This window comes from Magnetospirillum sulfuroxidans (genome assembly GCF_018224925.1).
Lineage (GTDB): Bacteria > Pseudomonadota > Alphaproteobacteria > Rhodospirillales > Magnetospirillaceae > Magnetospirillum > Magnetospirillum sulfuroxidans.
Window position 1 is genome coordinate 400,296 of sequence record NZ_JAGTUF010000001.1, and the last position, 20,297, is coordinate 420,592.

At 60.4% G+C, this 20,297-nt stretch carries 20 protein-coding genes; 11 read left to right on the top strand and 9 right to left on the bottom strand.

The window, feature by feature from the left end:
* Positions 1-9: 9 nt before the first annotated feature.
* A complete protein-coding gene (locus tag KEC16_RS01810) occupies positions 10-1,212 on the top strand; it encodes an acetate/propionate family kinase (protein ID WP_211545939.1) in 1,203 nt (400 codons plus the stop codon).
* Positions 1,213-1,429: 217 nt separating this feature from the next.
* The gene (locus KEC16_RS01815; protein WP_211545940.1) at positions 1,430-1,672 is read left to right on the top strand and encodes a hypothetical protein; all 243 of its coding nucleotides are present in this window, start codon (positions 1,430-1,432) and stop codon (positions 1,670-1,672) included.
* Here KEC16_RS01815 and KEC16_RS01820 read toward each other — a convergent pair.
* Complete coding sequence (locus KEC16_RS01820) at positions 1,669-2,304, bottom strand: cyclic nucleotide-binding domain-containing protein (protein WP_211545941.1); 636 nt, start codon at positions 2,302-2,304, stop codon at positions 1,669-1,671. The genes KEC16_RS01815 and KEC16_RS01820 overlap by 4 nt on opposite strands.
* Positions 2,305-2,416: 112 nt before the next feature.
* Here KEC16_RS01820 and KEC16_RS01825 point away from each other — a divergent pair, with 112 nt between their 5' ends.
* Entirely contained in the window at positions 2,417-2,752 is a 336-nt protein-coding gene (locus tag KEC16_RS01825; protein ID WP_211545942.1) for a hypothetical protein, read from the top strand.
* On the opposite strand, the gene KEC16_RS01830 is transcribed toward KEC16_RS01825, so the two are convergent.
* Positions 2,706-3,191: a CinA family protein gene (locus KEC16_RS01830; protein ID WP_211545943.1), complete on the bottom strand. Its 486-nt coding sequence runs from the start codon at positions 3,189-3,191 to the stop codon at positions 2,706-2,708. The two genes, KEC16_RS01825 and KEC16_RS01830, sit on opposite strands and share 47 nt — an antisense overlap.
* Positions 3,188-3,685: a phosphatidylglycerophosphatase A family protein gene (locus tag KEC16_RS01835; protein ID WP_346344000.1), complete on the bottom strand. Its 498-nt coding sequence runs from the start codon at positions 3,683-3,685 to the stop codon at positions 3,188-3,190. Before KEC16_RS01835 ends, KEC16_RS01830 begins: the two co-directional genes overlap by 4 nt.
* A 187-nt stretch (positions 3,686-3,872) precedes the next feature.
* Here KEC16_RS01835 and KEC16_RS01840 point away from each other — a divergent pair, with 187 nt between their 5' ends.
* Positions 3,873-6,377 (top strand): PAS domain-containing sensor histidine kinase, encoded by a 2,505-nt coding sequence (locus KEC16_RS01840; RefSeq protein ID WP_211545944.1) that lies wholly within the window; start codon positions 3,873-3,875, stop codon positions 6,375-6,377.
* A 302-nt stretch (positions 6,378-6,679) separates the two neighbouring features.
* Here the strand turns inward: KEC16_RS01840 and KEC16_RS01845 are convergent, their stop codons facing one another.
* From KEC16_RS01845 to dapA, 3 genes are read right to left on the bottom strand one after another with little or no spacing between them, the layout of a single operon-like run.
* Entirely contained in the window at positions 6,680-7,339 is a 660-nt protein-coding gene (locus KEC16_RS01845) for a sulfite oxidase-like oxidoreductase (protein WP_211545945.1), read from the bottom strand.
* A 28-nt stretch (positions 7,340-7,367) separates the two neighbouring features.
* On the bottom strand, positions 7,368-7,829 hold the full coding sequence (gene smpB / locus KEC16_RS01850; RefSeq protein WP_211545946.1) for an SsrA-binding protein SmpB: 462 nt from the start codon (positions 7,827-7,829) through the stop codon (positions 7,368-7,370).
* Positions 7,830-7,833: 4 nt separating this feature from the next.
* On the bottom strand, positions 7,834-8,706 hold the full coding sequence (gene dapA, locus KEC16_RS01855) for a 4-hydroxy-tetrahydrodipicolinate synthase (RefSeq protein WP_211545947.1): 873 nt from the start codon (positions 8,704-8,706) through the stop codon (positions 7,834-7,836).
* A 165-nt stretch (positions 8,707-8,871) separates the two neighbouring features.
* Between dapA and KEC16_RS01860 the strand changes: the two genes are divergently transcribed.
* From KEC16_RS01860 to KEC16_RS01885, 6 genes are all read left to right on the top strand, one after another.
* Positions 8,872-10,842 carry a lytic transglycosylase domain-containing protein gene (locus tag KEC16_RS01860; RefSeq protein WP_249208635.1) on the top strand — a complete coding sequence of 657 codons (1,971 nt, stop codon included), beginning with the start codon at positions 8,872-8,874 and terminating at the stop codon, positions 10,840-10,842.
* A 125-nt stretch (positions 10,843-10,967) separates the two neighbouring features.
* The gene (locus tag KEC16_RS01865) at positions 10,968-11,981 is read left to right on the top strand and encodes an amino acid ABC transporter substrate-binding protein (RefSeq protein ID WP_249208724.1); all 1,014 of its coding nucleotides are present in this window, start codon (positions 10,968-10,970) and stop codon (positions 11,979-11,981) included.
* Positions 11,978-13,627 carry a GGDEF domain-containing protein gene (locus KEC16_RS20065; protein ID WP_211545949.1) on the top strand — a complete coding sequence of 550 codons (1,650 nt, stop codon included), beginning with the start codon at positions 11,978-11,980 and terminating at the stop codon, positions 13,625-13,627. Before KEC16_RS01865 ends, KEC16_RS20065 begins: the two co-directional genes overlap by 4 nt.
* Before the next feature lie 66 nt (positions 13,628-13,693).
* The gene (gene ilvD, locus KEC16_RS01875) at positions 13,694-15,544 is read left to right on the top strand and encodes a dihydroxy-acid dehydratase (protein ID WP_211545950.1); all 1,851 of its coding nucleotides are present in this window, start codon (positions 13,694-13,696) and stop codon (positions 15,542-15,544) included.
* Between the two features lie 14 nt (positions 15,545-15,558).
* The gene (locus KEC16_RS01880) at positions 15,559-16,410 is read left to right on the top strand and encodes a bacteriohemerythrin (protein ID WP_211545951.1); all 852 of its coding nucleotides are present in this window, start codon (positions 15,559-15,561) and stop codon (positions 16,408-16,410) included.
* Positions 16,407-17,603 carry a hypothetical protein gene (locus tag KEC16_RS01885; RefSeq protein WP_211545952.1) on the top strand — a complete coding sequence of 399 codons (1,197 nt, stop codon included), beginning with the start codon at positions 16,407-16,409 and terminating at the stop codon, positions 17,601-17,603. The genes KEC16_RS01880 and KEC16_RS01885 overlap by 4 nt, the downstream gene beginning before the upstream one ends.
* Here KEC16_RS01885 and KEC16_RS01890 read toward each other — a convergent pair whose 3' ends face one another.
* Positions 17,604-18,377: a ferredoxin--NADP reductase gene (locus KEC16_RS01890; protein ID WP_211545953.1), complete on the bottom strand. Its 774-nt coding sequence runs from the start codon at positions 18,375-18,377 to the stop codon at positions 17,604-17,606. It abuts the gene before it with no gap.
* Between the two features lie 122 nt (positions 18,378-18,499).
* The gene (locus KEC16_RS01895) at positions 18,500-19,273 is read right to left on the bottom strand and encodes an exodeoxyribonuclease III (RefSeq protein ID WP_211545954.1); all 774 of its coding nucleotides are present in this window, start codon (positions 19,271-19,273) and stop codon (positions 18,500-18,502) included.
* A gap of 16 nt (positions 19,274-19,289) precedes the next feature.
* On the opposite strand from KEC16_RS01895, the gene KEC16_RS01900 reads away from it, so the two are divergent.
* Positions 19,290-19,943 carry a hypothetical protein gene (locus KEC16_RS01900; RefSeq protein ID WP_211545955.1) on the top strand — a complete coding sequence of 218 codons (654 nt, stop codon included), beginning with the start codon at positions 19,290-19,292 and terminating at the stop codon, positions 19,941-19,943.
* Here KEC16_RS01900 and erpA read toward each other — a convergent pair whose 3' ends face one another.
* The gene (gene erpA, locus KEC16_RS01905; RefSeq protein WP_211545956.1) at positions 19,944-20,273 is read right to left on the bottom strand and encodes an iron-sulfur cluster insertion protein ErpA; all 330 of its coding nucleotides are present in this window, start codon (positions 20,271-20,273) and stop codon (positions 19,944-19,946) included.
* Positions 20,274-20,297: the final 24 nt, after the last annotated feature.

The following is a 20,297-nucleotide window of genomic DNA, read 5'->3' on the forward strand; positions in this document are numbered from 1 at the left end:
GAACAGGTCATGCGTGACGGTATTTTGGTCATCAACGCCGGTTCGTCCTCCATCAAGTTCTCGCTGTATCTGTCCAATGGCGATGGCAAGCCGGAACTGAGCTCGAAAGGCCAGGTCGAGGGCATCAATGTCGCCCCTCATTTCGTCGCCATGGGTCCCGATGGCACGGTTTTGGCGGAACAGCGTTGGCCGGCCGACAGCGATCTGCACCACGAGGATTTGCTCAAACATCTGATTGATTGGGTCGAGGATCACCTGGACGATGCCGTTCTGGTGGCCGCCGGCCATCGCGTCGTCCATGGCGGCGCTCGCTATTCGGCCCCGGTGCTGGTCGATGATCAGGTGCTTACCGGACTGGAAAAGCTGATCCCGTTGGCGCCCTTGCACCAGCCGCACAACATCGCCCCGATCCGGGCCTTGGCCAAGGTGCATCCCGGCTTGACCCAGGTGGCCTGTTTCGACACCGCCTTTCACAGCACCAATCCCAAGGTGGCGACCACTTTCGCCTTGCCGCGCGAATTGACCGATGAAGGCGTGCGCCGGTACGGCTTCCATGGCTTGTCCTATGAATTCATCGCCCGCCGTCTGCGCGAAATCGCGCCAGAGCGGGCCGCCGGCAAGGTGGTGGTCTGCCATTTGGGCTCGGGGGCGTCCATGTGCGCCATCGACAATGGCCGCTCGGTCGCGTCGACCTTGGGATTTACGGCGGTTGATGGTTTGCCCATGGGCACCCGGACCGGCAATCTGGACCCGGGCGTCATCTTGTACTTGCTGGACGAGAAGGGAATGAACTCGAAGCAGATCGAGAACCTGCTGTACAAGCAATCCGGTCTGTTGGGGGTATCTGGCATTTCCAACGACATGCGGGTGTTGCTGGAAAGCGATGATCCCCATGCGGCCGAGGCGGTCGAGCTGTTCTGCTATCGTATCCTCCGCGAGCTGGGATCGCTGGCGGCGGCCATGGGCGGGCTGGATGCGGTGGTGTTCACCGCCGGTATCGGCGAGCGTTCGGCGCCGGTGCGCGACAAGGTGTGCCAGGGGGCCGGGTGGTTGGGAATCAGCCTGGATGCCGCCGCCAATGCCGCCAATGCCCAGGTGATCACCACCGCCGACAGCACCATTCCGGTGTTTGTCATTCCCACCGACGAGGAAATGATGATCGCCAAGCATACACGGGCGATGGTGCGGCAATCCCGTCAAGCGGCGCAGTAAGACCAAGTCCCGCTGAGTTCAACCCAGCGGGACTTGGTGCGCAAAGCGCCGCGCGGCTTAGCGCCGATGCTGGGATCGACATACAAGGGGGCCGCAGGTCGGCCCCGATCAGGACCATTCTCTCAAACCCCCGGCTGTCATGGCCGGGGGTTTTTCGCACTTGCGAATGAAAACGGCACGGGTGTAGCGTGCCGACTTCGTCATCCACGAGGTCGTCATGCTCCGTCTTTGTCTGTCGCTTTTGTCGGTGATCGCCTTGGCAGGGTGCGCCGTGGTCGATTTAGCCGCCCATGGCGTCAAGAAATATGAAAAAAGCAAGGAACAGCCGAGCCAAGGGCAGGCGATCGCCAGCCCTGCGCCGACCGCTGCCCCGCGCGATGTGGCTGAGGCTGAAGTCCGGCCGGTCGAGGCGGCACCGCCGGATTCGGCGGGCGCCATCCGTTCGCAACCGCTGGATTAAAGCTTTCTTTGGCCTTCGCTGCCGACGACGTTGCCAAAACCGATTCCGTTCAGTTCGTCTTCGGTGATCAGGTCGTGGCGCTTGTCCGCACACAAATCCGAGACGTTTTGCAGATCGGTCAACACCGTGTCCAGACGGTCGAGCACATCCAAGAGGTCGTCAGCCATGACGGCATCATCCATGCGGCCGGCAAAACGACGCATGTTCCAGGAAAAGACCCGCATTTGCTTGACGTGATCGCGGAAAGAACGAGGCCGGCGCAGAAACAGACGCGATGAGTTACGAATGTTGCGAATGAACAATTCAATCAGGGCGCGCAAAAACCGGTCCGCGCCATCGAGCTTGCGGCGGAAGATGGGATAGGGAATCAGGGCGATTTCCGCTTCCTCGACGGCAATGGCCGAGGCCGAGCGGTTACCGCCGCCCAAAACCGCCATTTCACCGAAAATTTCACCGGGTGAAATGTCGCCGACTTCCGTACGATGGCCCTCAAGGTGATGAAACAAAGCGACTTTACCGCGCAGCAATACATACGCACAATCGCCGCCATCCCCTTGGGCGAAAATTTGTTCGCCAGCTGGAATGACTTGCCGTTCCAATTGAACAGTGCCGCCGAAAGCGGACTCTTCCATGACTTATTTTTTCCTGTTGTTGAACGGATGGCTAAGCTTGCGACAAAATAACTGATGACACAAATATAATGTTTACAACCTTTGCCCGATCTCACGACATTTGGTGTTATCCATGATTGATGCCTGTGCGTTATTGCTGCGGCTGAATGCCGTAGGCGGCGGTAGCCAAGAGCTGGATCAGGCGATCTCCGACTTTTTTGAGCAGCCGGCCGGCGCTTACACGGAATCCGTGTCGTTATGCCGTTCCTTGGTCGCCCGCGTGCTGCCCCAATGGCATTTGCATCTGGGCTATGACGTTAGCGGGGTGCTGCCTTATGCGTCGTTGTCGCTGGACCAGCGTTATCACCATGCCGAGGCGCCGACGGTGCCGTTGGCGATCTTGCGGGTGCTGCTGACCGCTCTTATCCCCGCAGCAGGTCCAGGGCGGTCAAAGCCGCGGCCAGTCTGATGTCATCACGCTCCCCTGGAAAAATAAAATGCCGGTGGCGGACTGGTTGGCCGGTAGCGGCCATGGCGAAATGCACCAAGCCGACCGGTTTTTCAGGGCTGCCGCCGCCGGGGCCGGCGATACCGGTGATGGCCACGGCCCTATGGGCGTTGCTGTGATGCAAGGCTCCCACGGCCATGGCCTCGGCCACTTCGGAACTGACCGCGCCGTGGGTCTGGATCAGCGCTGCCGGCACCCCCAGCATTTCAGTTTTTGCCTGATTGGAATAAGTGACGAAGCCCCGTTCCAGCACCGCCGATGATCCGGCAATGCTGGTCAGAGCGGCAGAGACCAGACCGCCGGTACAAGATTCGGCGGTGGCCACCAAGGTGCCGCTTTGCCGGTTTTGGTCGATGAGTGCCTGGGCCGCGGCAAGCAGGGGGGCGGGCAAAATGCTCATGGCAAGCTCCACCACAGCGAAAACAGCGACAAGGCGGCAGCGCCGTAAAGCGCCGCCAACAGATCGTCCAGCATCACCCCCAAGCCGCCACCGACAGAGCGATCGGCCAGACTGGCCGGCCAGGGCTTCCAGATATCCAGAAGGCGAAACAGCCCGAAACCGATGGCGTACAGCACCGGATCGGTGGGAATGGCCGCCAAGACCAGCCACTGGCCGGCAACCTCGTCGATGACCACTTCCTTGGGATCGTCGATGCCGGTGCGGCGGACGTAAACCGCCGATGCCCACCAGCCGACCACGGCGCAGAGCCCCGCCGCCGCCAATAAGGCCACGGTCCCGCCCCATTGCATCAACATCCAGGCAAGGGGCAGGGCGGCTAACGACCCCCAGGTCCCTGGGGCGCGGGGCAGCAAGCCGCAGCCGAACCATGTCGACAGCACGAAAGCGGGATGCAAGGGGGAGAGGCCGGGGCGAGGCGATGCCAACAGCGGCAATGGACGTTTCCTTGATCGGAGAGGGGGGCAAGCTGCCCGAAGTATAGACGGCTAATACTTTTAAACGCAGATGATCTCCTTTGCCATGCTGGCGTTGTCGTCATCACATGGGAAGATGGCGCGGCGGGTATCTGAATGTGTGGGGAAGCACTTGATGGGGAATGGCGGTTTCTGGGGACGTTTTAGTATGACCTCCAGGCTGATGGCCGGGGGGAGCTTGGTGGCCATATTGCTGTGGTTCGCCCTGGATATGTTTCATTCCGCCCGCATTGATGCCATCGTCCACGCCAATATCGGGCAGCAGTTAGATGTGCAGGCCGAAGCCGGGCAAGCGCGTTTCCAGGAAACCTTGCGCACTCATTTTGCCCTGACGACCTTTTTGTCCACCTCGCGGCCGATCAGCGAACTGGCGGCGATCGCCTTGGCTCAGCCGGCGTCGCTTGAGATTCCCAAGCCGGTGCGCCTGGGCAGCCTGGCGATTTTAGAGAATCCTCTTGGCCATTCGGACATCAGCTTCATGGTGATGATCGATGGGAACAATCGGATCAGGATGCTTTTGACGGATAATGATGGGGCGCCACCAATCGGCCTGTCGCGTTTCCTGCCATCCTTGCCGGCCAATTCAGCCTATCGCGCCATCGTCCAGAAATTGGGCGGCGAGGTTTACGTCATTTCGGTTCATGCCATCGCCGACACCGCCGCCCGGCTGGTCGTCTTCACCCGTTGGGATGCCGGCCTGATTGCCCGGACCCATGGCTTTGTTGCCGGCAGTGATCATGTGGTGGTCATCGCCGACATGGTCCATGATCGGGTTGCCGCGTCCAGCGATCCGCAACAGGTGCCGCCCGGCACCAGTTTAGTTGATTTAGACCCGGATTGGCTTTCGGCCTCGCTGGAATTTCCCACTCATGGCGGCGTCGACTTTCTGCCGGCCTTCGTGTCGTTGGTGTCACGTTCCTATGTGAATTCCCTGGCGCAGCCGTTGCTGCGACAAGAACGCGAGCAGCGCACGGTTCTGGCGGTGACGCTGATCGTCTTGTTCATGCTGGTGATGGTGGTTCTGACAATCCGGTTGCGCCAGATCATCCATCAAGTGGCGGAGGTGACCGCCTCGGTGACCGGATCGCGGGAACCATTGTTTCAGAGAGGGGATGAAATGGCCGCCTTGGTCCGTCAGGTACGGATCCTGGCCACCGAGGTGCGGCGGTCGCGTGTTGCCTTGGGCCAAGAGGTTGCGGAAAAATTACGTCTGAATGACGAGAAAATGCATGTACGCGAAGAAAATGCTCGTCTCCGCCTGCTGCAATCGGTGACCGAACGTCTCAGGGTCGGGGTGGTGCGGATGACCGCCAATGGCCCGGTCGCCGAAAATAAGGCAATGGTGGAAATATCCCAGACCTGTGGCGGTCTTTCCGCTTTTGTTGAAACCAAGAAGTCGCATGGCACTCAGGAATTGCTGGTGCGCGAACCTCACGGCGGCGAACGGATTTTCGAGATTTTGGCCGCCGACGATATCGATGACGGTTTGATTTTGGTCACCGACGTCACCGAACAGCGTCGCGCCGAACAGATGATCCATTCCCTGGCCTTGTTTCCGGCGCAAAATCCCTATCCGGTTCTGCGGATCAGCAGCGATGGCGTCATCTTGCACGCCAATCCGGCCAGTGATCCCTTGCTGGGCGAATGGGGCACCGGCATGGGGCGGGCGGTACCGGATGAGTGGCTGGGCATTATCACGGAGGTTTTGACCACTGGCCGCACCATTCAGGCCGAGCTTCCGGTCGCCGGCAGGTTTTTGTCCCTGACGCTGGTTCCGGTGTCAGCGGATAGTTACGTCAACATCTATGCCGCCGACGTCTCGGACCGGGTGGCGGTTGAACGGCAATTGGCCCTGGCCAATGAGGGACTGGAGCGCCGGGTGATCGAACGCACCCGCGACTTGTTGTTGGCGAAGGAACAGGCCGAGTTGGCCAGCCGAACCAAGACCGAGTTTCTCGCCACCATCAGTCACGAATTGCGCACGCCGCTCAACGCCATCATTGGCTTTTCCGAGGTCATGGCCGGGGCGATGTTCGGGCCGTTGGGCAATGGTCGCTATCAGGGCTATGCCATCGACATCGTTAATTCCGGCCGTCATCTGCTGGCGGTGATCAACGATATCTTGGATGTATCGAAGGTCGAGGCCGGACAGATGAGTTTGGATATTGGCCCGGTGGACGTTCCGGCGATGATCGATTCGGCCGTTCGTTTGGTGGAAACCCGGGCACAGAGCGGAAAATTGCGCCTCCGCAGCGAAATAGAGCCGGATTTGCCGGTCTTTCACGGGGATCGCCGGCGCTGTTTGCAGATTTTGGTCAATCTTTTGTCCAATGCGGTCAAATTCACCCCCGAGGGGGGGAGCGTCACCGTCAGCGCGGCGCATGAAAATACCGGTATCTGTCTGCGGGTGACAGATACCGGCATCGGCATGAGCGAAAGTGAAATCCAACTGGCGTTAGAGCCGTTCCGTCAGGTGGACGGTTCGTTGTCGCGGCAATATGAAGGCACCGGCCTGGGGTTACCCTTGGCCAAGTCCATGACCGAATTGCATGGCGGCACTCTGATCGTCAGTAGCCGCAAGGGTGAAGGCACCGAGGTTATGGTCTGGCTGCCACTTGAACCCTTGGCCGCTGACGACAATTGGCAAATCTAGAGTGCAGAGCGTTAAATCGGAAGCGCCTGTAGGATTGCTTCGCAAATGGGCTATCGCCCAAACCCATCCGGGGCGAACCCCGGTCCCCTTTGATTTTATTGATTAAAAAAAGGGGGTCTGGGGTTCACCCCAGGCTGGGCCGGGGCGGCAGCCCCGTCACGAAGTGATTGTGATTTAACGCTCGGCGCTTTAGTTGCGTTCCGGCGACATTTCCGCGAATGCCCGATCTGATCAGACCCACGGGGCGGCGCGGCCTGCCCCGCCGCTTGAGGGGGCCTCTCTTTGATTGAAGGCTCGTTGTTTTAGCTGTAGCGCTGTTCCGTCCACGGGTCGCCTTCGTCGTGATAGCCCCGCAATTCCCAATAGCCGGGGCTGTCCTTGTCCATGAAGGTGATGGCGCGCAGCCATTTGGCGCTTTTCCAGAAATACAGCTTGGGAATGATCACCCGAACCGGCCCGCCATGTTCGCGGCTTAGTTTTTCACCCTGCCAGGAATGGGCCAGCAACACGTCGTCATCGGCGAAGCGGTCCAATGGCACGTTGGTGGAATAGCCGTCAAAGCTGCGAAACATGATGAAGCGGGCGCTGGGACGCGGTTTGACCACGTCCAGCAGATGGCGGGCCGAGACGCCGTTCCAGCGATTGTCATAGCGTGACCAGGTGGTGACGCAATGAATGTCGCTGACCGATTCGGTTTGTGGTTGCGCCAGGAAATCGTCCCACGACCAGCGCAGCGGGGTTTCCACCGCGCCGGCAACGGTCAGCGACCATTCCGTCTGGCTGAGATTGGGTTGGATGCCCAGGTCAAGGACCGGCCAATCCACCGTCTGGCGCTGGCCGGGCGGTAGGCGGGCCTGTCCGTGAGAACCGGTCAGGCCGCGGCCCGACCGCGCCCACGATTCCTTGGTTTCGACCAGCTTGTCTTTCAGCTTGCCCAGCAGCGGAACGTCGTCTTTGTCCACATGCGCCCCCAAAGGTTGGCGGCACGCTTTAGTCCCGGTTCCGCAACACCCGCGCTTTTTCGCGGTTCCAGTCGCGTTGCTTGATGGCCTCGCGCTTGTCGTGGGCCTTGCGGCCCTTGGCGAGTCCAAGCTGGACCTTGGCGATGCCGCGATCGTTGAAATGAATATCCAGCGGCACCAGGGTCATGCCGTCCTTGGCGATCGCCACCACCAATTTGCGCAATTCGCGGCGATGCAGCAGCAATTTGCGCGGGCGGCGGGTTTCATGCGGGAACGGCATCTTTGCCTGATATTCGGGGATATAGGCATTGTAGAGGATTAATTCATCCCCGTTGGGACCGGCAAAGGCTTCACTGATGTTGCCTTTGCCGGCCCGCAGGGATTTGATTTCGGTGCCCACCAGCATGATACCGGCCTCGATGGTGTCCACGATGGTGTATTCGTGGCGTGCCTTGCGGTTTTGGGCGGCGATGCGTTCGGGCAGGGACATGGGATCAGATCAGCCCGGCTTGCGCCAGGGCCGCCTTGACCTTGGCCCGTGCCGCTTCCGACGCTTCGACCAGCGGCAGACGCACCTGATCGGTGGCCTTGCCCAGCAAGCTGGCGGCGTATTTCACCGGTGCCGGGCTGGTTTCGCAGAACAGGGCGTCGTGAATCGGCATCAGCTTGTCGCGGATGGCGAAGCAGGTGGCCAAATCACCCTTGGCCCAGGCATTTTGCATGTCGGCGCACAGTTTCGGCGCGATGTTGGACGTCACCGAAATGCAGCCGACGCCCCCTTGGGCGTTGAAAGCGGTGGCGGTGGCGTCCTCGCCCGACAATTGACAGAATTTGTCGCCCAAGGCGATCCGCATCTGCAACGGACGGGTCAGATCGGCGGTGGCGTCCTTGACGCCGACAATGCTGGGAATCTTGGCCAGACGAACGAAGGTGTCAACGCTGATATTGACGATCGAGCGGCCGGGGATGTTGTAGACGACGATCGGCAGATCGACGGCCTTGGCGATGGCCTCGTAATGGCGAAACAGGCCCTCTTGGCTGGGCTTGTTGTAATAAGGCGCCACCACCAGCGCGGCGTCGGCGCCGGCTGCCTTGGCGTGGCGGGTCAGCTCGATGGCTTCGTCGGTGCAATTGGAGCCGGTGCCGGCAATGACCGGAATCTTGCCCTTGGCCACTTCGACGCACAGCTCGACAACCCGTTTGTGTTCATCATGGGACAGCGTCGGGGACTCTCCGGTGGTGCCGCAGGGCACGACGCCGTGGGTGCCCTCGGCGATCTGCCAGGCGACGAAGTCCTGGAACGCCTTCTCGTCCACGCTTCCGTTGTGGAAGGGAGTAATGAGGGCGGTGATCGATCCCTTGAACATGGTTGACATCCTGAAACAATGGACAATTGTGAACCCGGCACATTACAGACAAGGCAAAGACTGCACAAGGGTGCCGTCTGGCTTGCTTGTGGGGGCATGGCTTCCTTAGTATGGCAGCCGCATTCCCGGTCGCCGGCCGGGTCGCTGGATCATCGAGGTGTTGCGTTGTTTTTTCGTACCGTTGCCGCCGCAATGACGCTGGGTTTGATCCTGGCGTTTGCTCCGCCCGCCACCGCCGATATCCCGGCGCGGGAGCGTAAGCTGTACGAGCAGGTCTTCGCCGCCGCCCGCAAGGATCGCTTTGCCGAGGCGGAGCGTTTGGCCATGCAGGCCTCTGACCGGCTGTTGCCCAAGCTGATCCGGTGGATGACCTATGCCAATCCCAGGTCGGGGGCCAGTTTCGAGGAAATCGGCTCGTTCGTCGATTCATCGCCCGATTGGCCGCTGATGGGGTCCTTGCAGCGTCGGGCCGAGGAAGCCATCGGTCCGGCCACACCCGCCGATCATGTGCTGTCTTGGTACAAGCGCCGCGAGCCGGTGACCGTCGATGGCGGCATGGCGCTGGCCAAAGCTTTGCTTGCCGCCGGCCAGCAGGAGCGGGCGGTGGACGTTTTGCGCCGCACCTGGATCGATGGCGGTTTCGGCACCATTCAGGAAAAGCAATTCCTCGACCAATTCTCGGACTATCTTTTACCCGACGATCATTGGCGGCGCCTGGACCGGCTGTTGTGGGACAAGCAAGATGGCCCGGCGCAACATATGCTGCTGCGGGTCAGGCCGGAACGCCGGCAATTGGCTCAGGCGCGGCTGGCGCTGCAAGCCGGCAAGTCTGATCCGGAAGCTTTGATCGCCAAGGTTCCCAAGGAACTGAAGAATGATCCGGGGCTGATCTATGACCGGGTGCGCTGGCGTCGGCAAAAGGACATGGACGAAGAAGCCATCGACTTGCTGTCCCATCCCGCCCGCAATCAGGTGCGTCCCGATCTGTGGTGGCTGGAACGTGGCATCCTGGCGCGGCGGGCCCTGCAAAAGGGGTTGATCTCGCGGGCTTACCAGATGGCTGCGGATCATGCCTTGGACGACAGCAGCGCCCAGTTTGCCGAGGCCGAGTTCCTGGCCGGCTGGATCGCCTTGCGCTTTTTGGACGACAAGGAAACCGCCGCCACGCATTTTCAAAAGCTGTGGGACAAGGTGACGACGCCGTTGTCACGCTCGCGCGCGGCCTATTGGGCCGGGCGCACGGCCGAGGCGCGCACCGACGCCAAGGGGGCCAAGGATTGGTACGGCCGAGGCGCCCAGTATTTCACCGCCTATTACGGTCAGTTGGCGGCCTCTCGGCTCGACGATCATCATTGGCCGCTGCCGGCCGACCCCAAGGCCAGCGCTGACGACAGCAAGCGTTTCGAGAACCGTGAGATGGTCCGCGCCACCCGCATCATGCTGGAGATGGGCGAAACCGAATACCTGCGCGCTTTCTTCATCCGCCTGAACGAGGTGGTGCAATCGCCGGGTGAACGGGCCTTGGTCGGCAAGCTGGCCCTGGAACAGGGCCGCAATGATCTGGCCGTCACCATTGCCCGTCGGGCCGACCGTGACAGCGTCTTCCTGGTTGGCGCCGGGTGGCCGGTTCCTCATATCGGCATCGAGACCGGGCCGGAAAAGGCCTTGGTGCTGGCCTTGATTCGCCAGGAATCGGGTTTCATGACCGCGGTTCAATCCCCGGTGGGCGCACGCGGTCTGATGCAGTTGATGCCGGCCACCGCCAAGCAGGTGGCCAAGGCCATCAATGTGGCGTTCAAGCCGGCAAAGCTGGATGATCCCGATTACAATGTGCGTCTTGGCAGCACTTATTTGGGCGACATGATCGATAATTTCGAGGGCTCTTACGTCATGGCCTTGGCGGCCTATAACGCCGGCCCGGCCCGGGTGCGGCGTTGGGTCAAGGAATATGGCGATCCGCGTGACCCCACCGTCGACGCCATCGATTGGATCGAGATGATTCCGTTTACCGAGACCCGTAGCTACGTTCAGCGGGTGATGGAAAGTCTGTCGATTTACCGGCGCAAGCTGGGCGACGACCATGGCGTGTCGTTCGAGGCTGACCTCAAGCGATGGTCGCGGCGCCAACCCAGCTGATTTACTAAAATGATTGAAGATGCGTAACCCCGTTGTGGAATGCCTGGTTTTAGGTATTCTTGATCCATGACTTTCGCTATAGATCGTCTTGACTTTGGTGGTGTCGCAGGGTGACTTTGCAGCGAATGATTGTGTCGGCGGCGGTGTTTTTTGCTGTTGTTGCGACCTTTTTGTTTTCCTCCTCGGATTCGGCCCGCGCGGACGTTCTGTCCGAAATCCGGGAACGGGGGGATTTGCGCTGTGGCGTCTATCCCGACGATCCTGGGCGCAGCGCCATCAATCGTCAGGGGCGGTGGGAAGGCTTCTACGTCGATTTTTGCCGTGCCGTCGCCGCTGCCGTTCTTGGCGATGGTGATGCCGTGCGTTTCGTCGAAGTGGGGCCGCAATCCCGCTTTTCCGCCCTGGTTGAGCACAAGGCCGACGTGGTCATGTACAGCTCGACATGGACTTTGGGGCGCGAAGCGGCTTACGGCATCGCCTTTCCCGCCGTCTATCTGTTTGATGGGCAAGGGCTGATGGTCCGAACCAATGCGGGAATCCATGCCTTGGCCGATCTGAACGGGAGGCGGGTGTGCGTTACCGCCGGGACCACAACCCTGGCGAATTTAGAGAACATTTTGCGGCGCGAGGACATCAAGGCCAAAGTGGTGTTGGCCAATGGCGATGCTTTTTTTCGCGGCAATTGCGACGCCTATAGCGCCGATCGGATCAATTTGGCCACCAACCGGGCCAATCGGGCCGATGATCCCGAGCGCTATGAAATCTTGCCGCTGATGCTGTCGCGTGAACCTATCGGGCCAATGGTGCGCGATGACGACGGGCAATGGATCCGCATTGTCCGTTCGGTGGTGCATGCGGTCATTGTCGCCGAAGAACTGGGTCTTTCGCGCAACAGCATTGATCAAGCGGATGCCGCCATCGGGGCGGTCGAGCAGGAAAACCTGCTGGGACATAATCCCGAGATAAGCCGGTCTTTGGGACTTGATCGCGATTGGGCGGTTCGGGTGGTGCGGGAAGTGGGAAATTACGGCGAAATCTTTGATCGCAATTTCGGTCCGCAAACGCCCATCGGCCTGGAGCGCGGGATCAATCGGTTGTGGTCGCAAGGGGGGCTGCTTTATAGCCCGTTATTCAAGTGACGCCGTCACCCGAGGACGAAAAACGACCGCCGCGCCGGCTCAGCCATGCGCTGTCGGTGGTGGTTCTGGCGGTCTTTGGGGTTTTTCTGCTTTCCATCGGCGCCACCGCAGCCTTGCTGCTGGAACAAAATTCCAGTTTCCGCCGGATTTTCGAGGCCGATTTCGGCCAGGCCATGGAGGCCGCCGATCTGGTGCGCGAAGCGGAAACCCTGAACGGCCAGATTTTAGAGCGTGCCTTGAGCATTCAACGCAATGATTCTGAGTTGTCGTTGTTGGAAGTGCCGGAAATCGCCATTTTCCGCGACCGCGTCGTCGCCTTGCGCGGCGGCCAGGCCGGGGCCGGGGTTTCCGCCGATTTTATCGAGAAATTGATCGGTCCCTATCTGGCCGGCATCAACACGCTGGATCAGCAATTGCGGTTGGAACGGGATTTGTTGAACCAAAGGGCGGCGCTGGTCGATGACCTGATCCTGGTTAATCTTTCCCTGCAAAAACAGATCGGCTGGCCGGCGCCGGTACGCGAAAAAGCGTTGGCCTTGTTGTCTCAGTCTTCTGCTTTGCTGGTGGTGAACGGGCCGGGGCAGGGGCGGCGCTTGCGCTTGCGGATCGATGAGCTGCGTCAAAGCCTGCGCCAGGATTTGCCGCTGATATCCACCGGGGCCGAGGTCTTGGCCACGATTGAAGACATCGCCGGCCGTAGCCTCGAACTGCAACAAGCCCTGAACGATACCCAGCAAAGGGCCTTGGCGCTGCTGCGAAACGTACGCACATCCGCTCAGCAGATCAACGGCGCCGCCTTTGGCGATTATCAGGACCGGCGCACCAATGCCTTGGCGGCAATGGCGCGCCATTCCGGCAAGGCATCCACCACCTTGGTCTTGATGCTGGTGTTGGCCATTTTCGCTACCGTGCTGACCATTGGGGTGATGTCCTTTATCGCCCGCCGCATCACCCGCAGGCTGGACGCCTTGAACAAAGCGATGACCGATCACGTGGGGGGATTGCGCCCGGACATTCCCATTGACGGGGACGACGAGCTTGCCCATATGGGCCGGGCCTTTTCTGTCTTCGTTCTTGCTCGGGATCGGGCCGAGGCTGATTTGGCCTTGATTGCGGTCACCGACGCCCTGAGCGGATTGGGCAATCGCCGCGGTTTCGATCACCATCTGCAAAATGAATGGCGCCGTTGCGCCCGCGACCAGTTGCCGTTGACCCTGATTATGGCCGATATCGACCATTTCAAACTCTATAATGACCGTTATGGTCACCCTCAGGGCGACGAATGTATCCGTCAGGTCGGGGAGCTGTTACGCCGAGTTCTCCGCCGTCCGGGGGATTTCGCTGGCCGTTATGGCGGCGAGGAATTCGTTTGCATCTTGCCGGCGACCGATCACGAGGGCGCCTTGTCCCTTGCCCAGGCTATTCGCCATGACATGGCGCAATTGAATATCGTTCACCAGGGCGCGCCGGAAAATGGCGGCCGGATTACCCTGAGCATCGGGGTGGTGACGCTGATTCCGACCGAGGACATCCCCCCCCAACATCTGGTCGATCTGGCTGACGCCGCCCTGTATCAGGCCAAGAAAAGTGGACGGGACCGCGTCTGTGGAACGGACATCGCCGGCGTGAATGTCGAATCAGCCTAGGCAAGGCGGGGTGTGCGGGGCTATGTATCGAGATCCGCTTTTGCAAATGCATAAGGTCTTAGGAACATGCCGGATTATCGCTCTCGTACTTCCACCCATGGCCGTAACATGTCGGGCGCCCGCGGCCTGTGGCGCGCCACCGGCATGAAGGACGAGGATTTCGGCAAGCCGATCATCGCCGTGGTCAATTCCTTCACCCAGTTCGTGCCCGGTCACGTGCACCTCAAGGATCTGGGCCAGATGGTCGCGCGCGAGATCGAGAAGGCCGGCGGCATCGCCAAGGAATTCAACACCATCGCCATTGACGACGGTATCGCCATGGGCCATGCCGGCATGCTGTATTCGCTGCCGTCGCGCGAAATCATCGCCGATTCGGTCGAATACATGTGCAACGCCCACACCGCCGACGCCATGGTGTGCATCTCTAATTGCGACAAGATCACCCCCGGCATGCTGATGGCCGCCTTGCGCCTGAACATTCCCGCCGTCTTCGTGTCCGGTGGGCCGATGGAAGCCGGCAAGGTGGTCTATAAGGGCGAGACCCACGCCGTCGATCTGATCGATGCCATGATCAAGGGTGCCGACAAGAACGTCTCCGACGAAGAGGCCATGGCCTTCGAGCGGGAAAGCTGCCCCACCTGCGGTTCGTGCTCGGGCATGTTCACCGCCAATTCCATGAACTGCCTGACCGAGGCCCTGGGGCTGTCGCTGCCCGGCAACGGCACCACGGTCGCCACCCATGGCGATCGCAAGAACCTGTTCTTGGAAGCCGGCCGCCGCATCGTCGATATCACCCGTCGCTATTACGAACACAACGACGAATCGGTGTTGCCGCGTTCGCTGGCCAGCTTCAAGGCGTTTGAAAACGCCATGACCCTGGATATCGCCATGGGCGGTTCCACCAACACCGTGCTGCATCTGCTGGCGGCGGCGGAAGAGGCCGGGGTTAATTTCACCATGGCCGACATCGACCGCCTCAGCCGTCGGGTGCCCTGTCTGTGCAAGGTGGCCCCCAATGTCCCCGATGTTCACATCGAGGACGTGCATCGGGCCGGTGGCATCATGGGCATTTTGGGGCAGTTGGACCGCGCCGGCTTGCTGCATTCCGATTGCGGCACCGTGCATTCCGCCACCATGGCCCAGGCTTTGGCCAAATGGGATATCAGCCGTTCCAACGATCCGGAAGTGCAGCAATTCTTCCGCGCCGCTCCGGGCGGGGTGCGCACCACCGAGGCTTTCAGCCAGTCCAAGCGCTTTGACGCCCTGGATCAGGATCGCGATAAGGGCGTTATCCGTTCGGCCGAAGCCGCCTTTTCCAAGGATGGCGGCTTGGCCGTGTTGTTCGGCAACATCGCGCTTGATGGCTGCATCGTCAAGACTGCCGGCGTCGACGATTCCTGTCTGACCTTCAAGGGGCCGGCGGTGATCTGCGAAAGCCAAGACGAGGCGGTGGCCAAGATTCTGGGCGGTGAAGTCAAGGCCGGCGACGTGGTCATCGTCCGCTATGAAGGCCCCAAGGGCGGGCCGGGCATGCAGGAAATGCTGTATCCGACCAGCTATCTGAAAAGCATGGGCTTGGGCAAGTACTGTGCCCTGATCACCGATGGCCGCTTTTCCGGCGGCACCTCGGGCCTGTCCATTGGCCATGCCTCGCCGGAAGCGGCGGAAGGCGGCGCCATCGGGCTGGTGGAAAGCGGCGATGTCATCGTCATCGACATTCCCAATCGCCAGATCGAGGTTCAGCTCTCGGATGAGGAACTGGCCGCGCGCCGCGTCGCCATGCAAGCCCGTGGGGCGAACGCCTGGAAGCCGGTGGGCCGTGATCGCCCGGTCAGCCCGGCCTTGCGGGCTTACGCCGCCATGACCACCTCGGCCGCTCGCGGCGCCGTGCGCGATGTGTCGCAGTTGGAGAAATAAAGAGGAGGGGGGCGATGGCGACCATCACTTGGAATCCGATGATGAGCGTCGGCGTCCCCAGTTTGGATGCCGACCATCGGACTCTGGTGGGGTTGATCAACGATCTGCATCGCTCGGTTGGCGACGAGGAAGAATACGCCACCCTGGGCAGCGTGCTGAAGGCCCTGGAGGAATACGCCGATCACCATTTTGCTCGGGAAGAGCGGGTGATGGAGATCTGTCGTTATCCATCGCGAGACACCCATCAGCGCATGCATCAGCGCCTGTTCAAGCAGGTGCATGACCTCAAGGCCGGCTATGATAATGACCGCACGGCGGTGCGGGCCAAGGATTGCCTGGATTTCCTGCATAAATGGCTGATCGAGCACATCTGTTCGACCGACATGGATTATCGCGCCTGGGTCATCGGCCATGCGGAAGCCTTGGCCGAAGCCGAATCCCTGTCGCTGACCGGTCCCAAAACCTCGACCAGTCTGGATTGGCGCAATTTGCGGGTGCTGGTGGTTGATGACAACCAGAACTTCGCCCAAGTCATGCGCACCATTTTGGAAGGTGTCGGCGTCGCCAATATCGGCATTGTCGCCAATCTGGCGGCGGCGAAGACGCGGCTGCAAGGTTCGATCGTCGACGTGGTGGTCACCGATTGGCATGTGGGGGTCGAAAGCGGGCTGGAATTGGTGTCTTGGATCAGACGCGATCCGGCCTTGGTTTCTCTGCCGGTCCTGGTGTTGTCAGGGCACGAGCGCATCGCCAGCCGTGACGTGGCTTTGTCGGCCGGAGCTGACGAGTTCATGGAAAAGCCCATTTCCGCCCGTGGTTTGCTGATCTGTCTGTCACGGTTGATGCGCAAGGAAAAATCCGCATGACCCATTGTTTCAGCGATTTGGTGGTTGAGGGGCAATTGCCGGAAACGGTGCATCCCATGCCCGATTTGCTGAACAAATCGGCGGAAGCGGTGTTGGCGGCATTCCGCGACAGCCAACGGGCCGATTTTTCCGCCATCATCGGTGATGTCAACCGGCCGGAAACGGTGTTGCATGCGGTCTTCGCCGAATTGGCGGGGCGCGCCGCTGCCGACAATCCGTTCCATCGGGTGGCGCTGTTCCGCTCGGGTGCCCTGGAACGCATGTTTTTGGACCTGCACGACCATGTCATGGGCCATCCGGTCTGGCGTCATCCCTTTTTCGTCCGCGTCTTCGATGGCGATATCGATCTGCCGCAACTGCGCCGCTTCGCCACCAGCTATTTCAATCAGATCAAGAACACCCGCCAATGCGTGGCCATGGCCATCGGCCGCTTTCACGGCCTGATGGATTTGCCCTATGGACCGCTGAACGAGCGGGTGGCCGAAATCACCCAGATTTCCCTGGCGCAACTGGTCGCCGACGAATATGGGCTGGGATCACACGACGTCGATGATTACCCTGATTTGGGTCATCTTTTTCGCTCGCGCACCCATATCGTCATGTACCGGCAATTGTTCGACGGCCTGGGCATCGCTGCCGATGACCAGGACCAGCCCATGCTGTGGGGGGTCGCCGACAATGTCTTGATCCAGCGCCTGGTCGCCGGCGATCCGGCCTTTACCCCGTTGGAAGCTTTGGCTTCGGTCGGGCTGGGGATGGAATGGGGGGTGCCGGAATTCTTTTCGCTGCTGCTGGGCGGCATGATTCGGGTTGCTCAGCGTGACGCCTTGCCGCTCAATGCCCGCGACCTGGAGGTTTTCATCGCCCATGTCCGCTATGACGTGCTGCATGCCGTTTCGGTGATGCTGGTCACCAGTCTGCACATGAACGACGACCGGGATGTCTCGGTGGTCAAAAACGCCTGCAATACGCTGATGGCCGGGCGTTACGGCATGATGACCGACGTCTATGCCCATGTGTTTGGCGAGAAATGCCCGGCCTTGGCCGAGATCGCCTTGGAAAGCCGCTATCGTCTGACCGATGCTCGTATCGAGATGGCGCTGCTTCAGGCGCGGCACACCATCGCCGCCAAACGCGTGGTGCGGGGCGATGAATATCGCGCCCGCACCGAAACGTCGCTTGTTTTTGCCTGATTACTTTTCCGCGAACGCCTTTTCGATGACGTAATCGCCGGCGCCGGCATGGCTGCCCTGGTTGAAGCCGATGCTATCCAGGTAATCGGCCAGTTCGTTCATCATGTTGGGGTTGCCGCAGATCATGATGCGGTCTTGTTCGCGGTTCAGCGGCGGCGCGCCGATATCGCTGAACAATTTGCCCGATTTCACCAGATCGGTGATCCGGCCCTGATTGCGGAAATCTTCCCGTGTCACGGTGGGGTAATAGACCAGCTTGTGACGGGCTTCGTCGCCGAAGAATTCGTTCTTGGGCAATTCCTCGGTGATGAAATCCACATAGACCAGATCGTGGATGAAGCGGACGCCATGAACCAGGATGACTTGGTCGAAGCGTTCATACACTTCCGGATCCTTGATCAGCGACAGGAACGGCGCCAGTCCGGTGCCCGTCGACAGCAAATACAGGCGCTTTCCCGGCAACAGATTGGGCAGCACCAGGGTGCCGGTGGTCTTTTTGTTCACCAAGATGGTGTCGCCCGGCTTGATGTGCTGTAGCCGCGAGGTCAGGGGGCCATTGGGCACCTTGATGGACAGAAATTCCAGATGTTCCTCGTAATTGGCGCTGACCATGGAATAGGCGCGCATCAGCGGCTTGCCATCCACCATCAGTCCGATCATGGCGAATTGGCCGTTTTCAAAGCGAAAGCCCGGGTCACGGTTCAATTTCAGGGTGAACAGGGAATCCGTCCAGTGGTGGACGTCCAGAACCGTCTTTTCCAGAATATTCGACATGGACCTTTGCTCTTATGGCCAGAGAAATAAAGATGGCGCGCCGCAATATGGCGGAACGCTCATCTACATAGCAATTCCATGACACAACATCAAGTTAAATGTACTTTTGAAATTTATAACACTTAATTTAGTGTTATAAATATGGGGGTGTGGTCGCTGGCTTTTTCCTGACCGCGCGGTCCCTTGTCGATGTCGCAGGCAAGCAGACGGTCGGCGGCGGCGGGCGACAGCAGGAAATGGTCGATGCGCAAGCCGTTGTCGCGGGGCCAGGCGCCGGCCTGATAATCCCAAAAGGTAAAGTGGCGTCCCGGCTCTGGGTGCAGGGCGTGGAAGGCTTCGGTCAGGCCAAGGTGGCACAGCTCGCGGAACAGCGCCCGACTTTCCGGCCGGCAGAGGGCGTCATCGCTCCAGCCGGCGGGGTCATAGACATCGGCGTCGGTGGGGCAAATGTTGTAGTCGCCGCCAAGAACAAAGGGGATGTCGGCGGCCAGCAAGGTTTTGGCGTGCGCGATCAAACGGCGCATCCAGGCCAATTTGTACTCGAACTTGTCCCCCGGTGTCGGATTGCCGTTGGGCAGATACAGCGAGGCGACGCGCAAGCCCAAGATATCGGCCTGAATATAGCGGGCCTGCTCGTCCGCATCGTCGCCGGGCAGACGGCGCATGACATTGTCCAACGGATGGCGCGACAAGATGGCGACGCCATTATAGGATTTCTGCCCGTGGACCGCCACGTGCCAGCCGGCGGCTTCGAATTCCATGGTGGGGAAGTTCTCGTCCTGGCATTTGATTTCCTGCAACAATACAACGTCGGGACAGGCGCTGTTCAGCCAATCCATCACGTTGGGCAGGCGGGCCTTAACGGAATTAACGTTCCAGGTTGCAATACGGAGCATGGTGCCTCGGATGTGGATGGACGCGAAGAAGCCGATACTGGCGCTGGTCTTGGTTCTGGCATGGATGCCGGCCTGGGCGCAATCCTGCCCGCCCATGCCCAAGGCTGAATTTCAGTTGGAAACCGGCCAATTGTCGCCCACCTATCGCAATGACCGCAGCCGTGTCGAGGTGGCCCGGTTGGCTGGATTGGGGCGGCGGGGGTACAATCAACAGGGGTTGACGCAGAGCGAGACCCAGTTTTCCCTGACCGTTAGCGTAAATGCCGCCGTGTTGGATCGCAATCGAACCTGTGTCGCCGTGGGCAAGGTCGTTGGCGTTTGGCAGCTCAGCCGCCTGGAGGTCGATATCGTGCGCGAACACCCGCCCGGCACCTGTGCCCATGCGGTCATCCGCGCTCATGAAGACCAGCATGTGGCGCTGGCGCAGCAATTGTTCATTCGCCATATCGGCCCCATCCGCGCCCGTTTGGCCCAATTGGTGGGCGACATGCGGCCGACGCTGACCAGCATGCCGCCGGCGGCGGCGAGCCAGGCTTTGCGCAGCCGATTGATGGCCGGGATGCAAACGACACTGGCGGCGTTCGATCGAGACCTTGCCCGCGCGAACGCCGCCATCGACACGGTGGAGAATTATCGGGCGGAAACCGCCAAATGTCCCCGTTGGGATTGATTACATGGCAAAGCTGGTGCCGCAGCCACAGGTCGATGTCGCCTGCGGATTGCGGAACTGGAAGCTGGCCCCCATCAGATCTTCGACGAAATCGACCTCGGTCCCGTCCAGCAGCTCCAGCGAGGTCTGATCGACCACCAGCTTGACGCCGTGCTGTTCGCTGACCACGTCGTCTTCGCCGGTCTTGTCGTCCAATTCGATGTTGTACTGGAAGCCGGAACAGCCGCCGCCCGATACGCCCAGGCGCAGCATCATGTTGGGCTTGCCTTCCATGGCGATCAGGACTTGCACGCGCTGGGCGGCGCTGGGGGTGAGGATAAGGCTGGACATGTATGAACCTCGATGCGTTGTGAC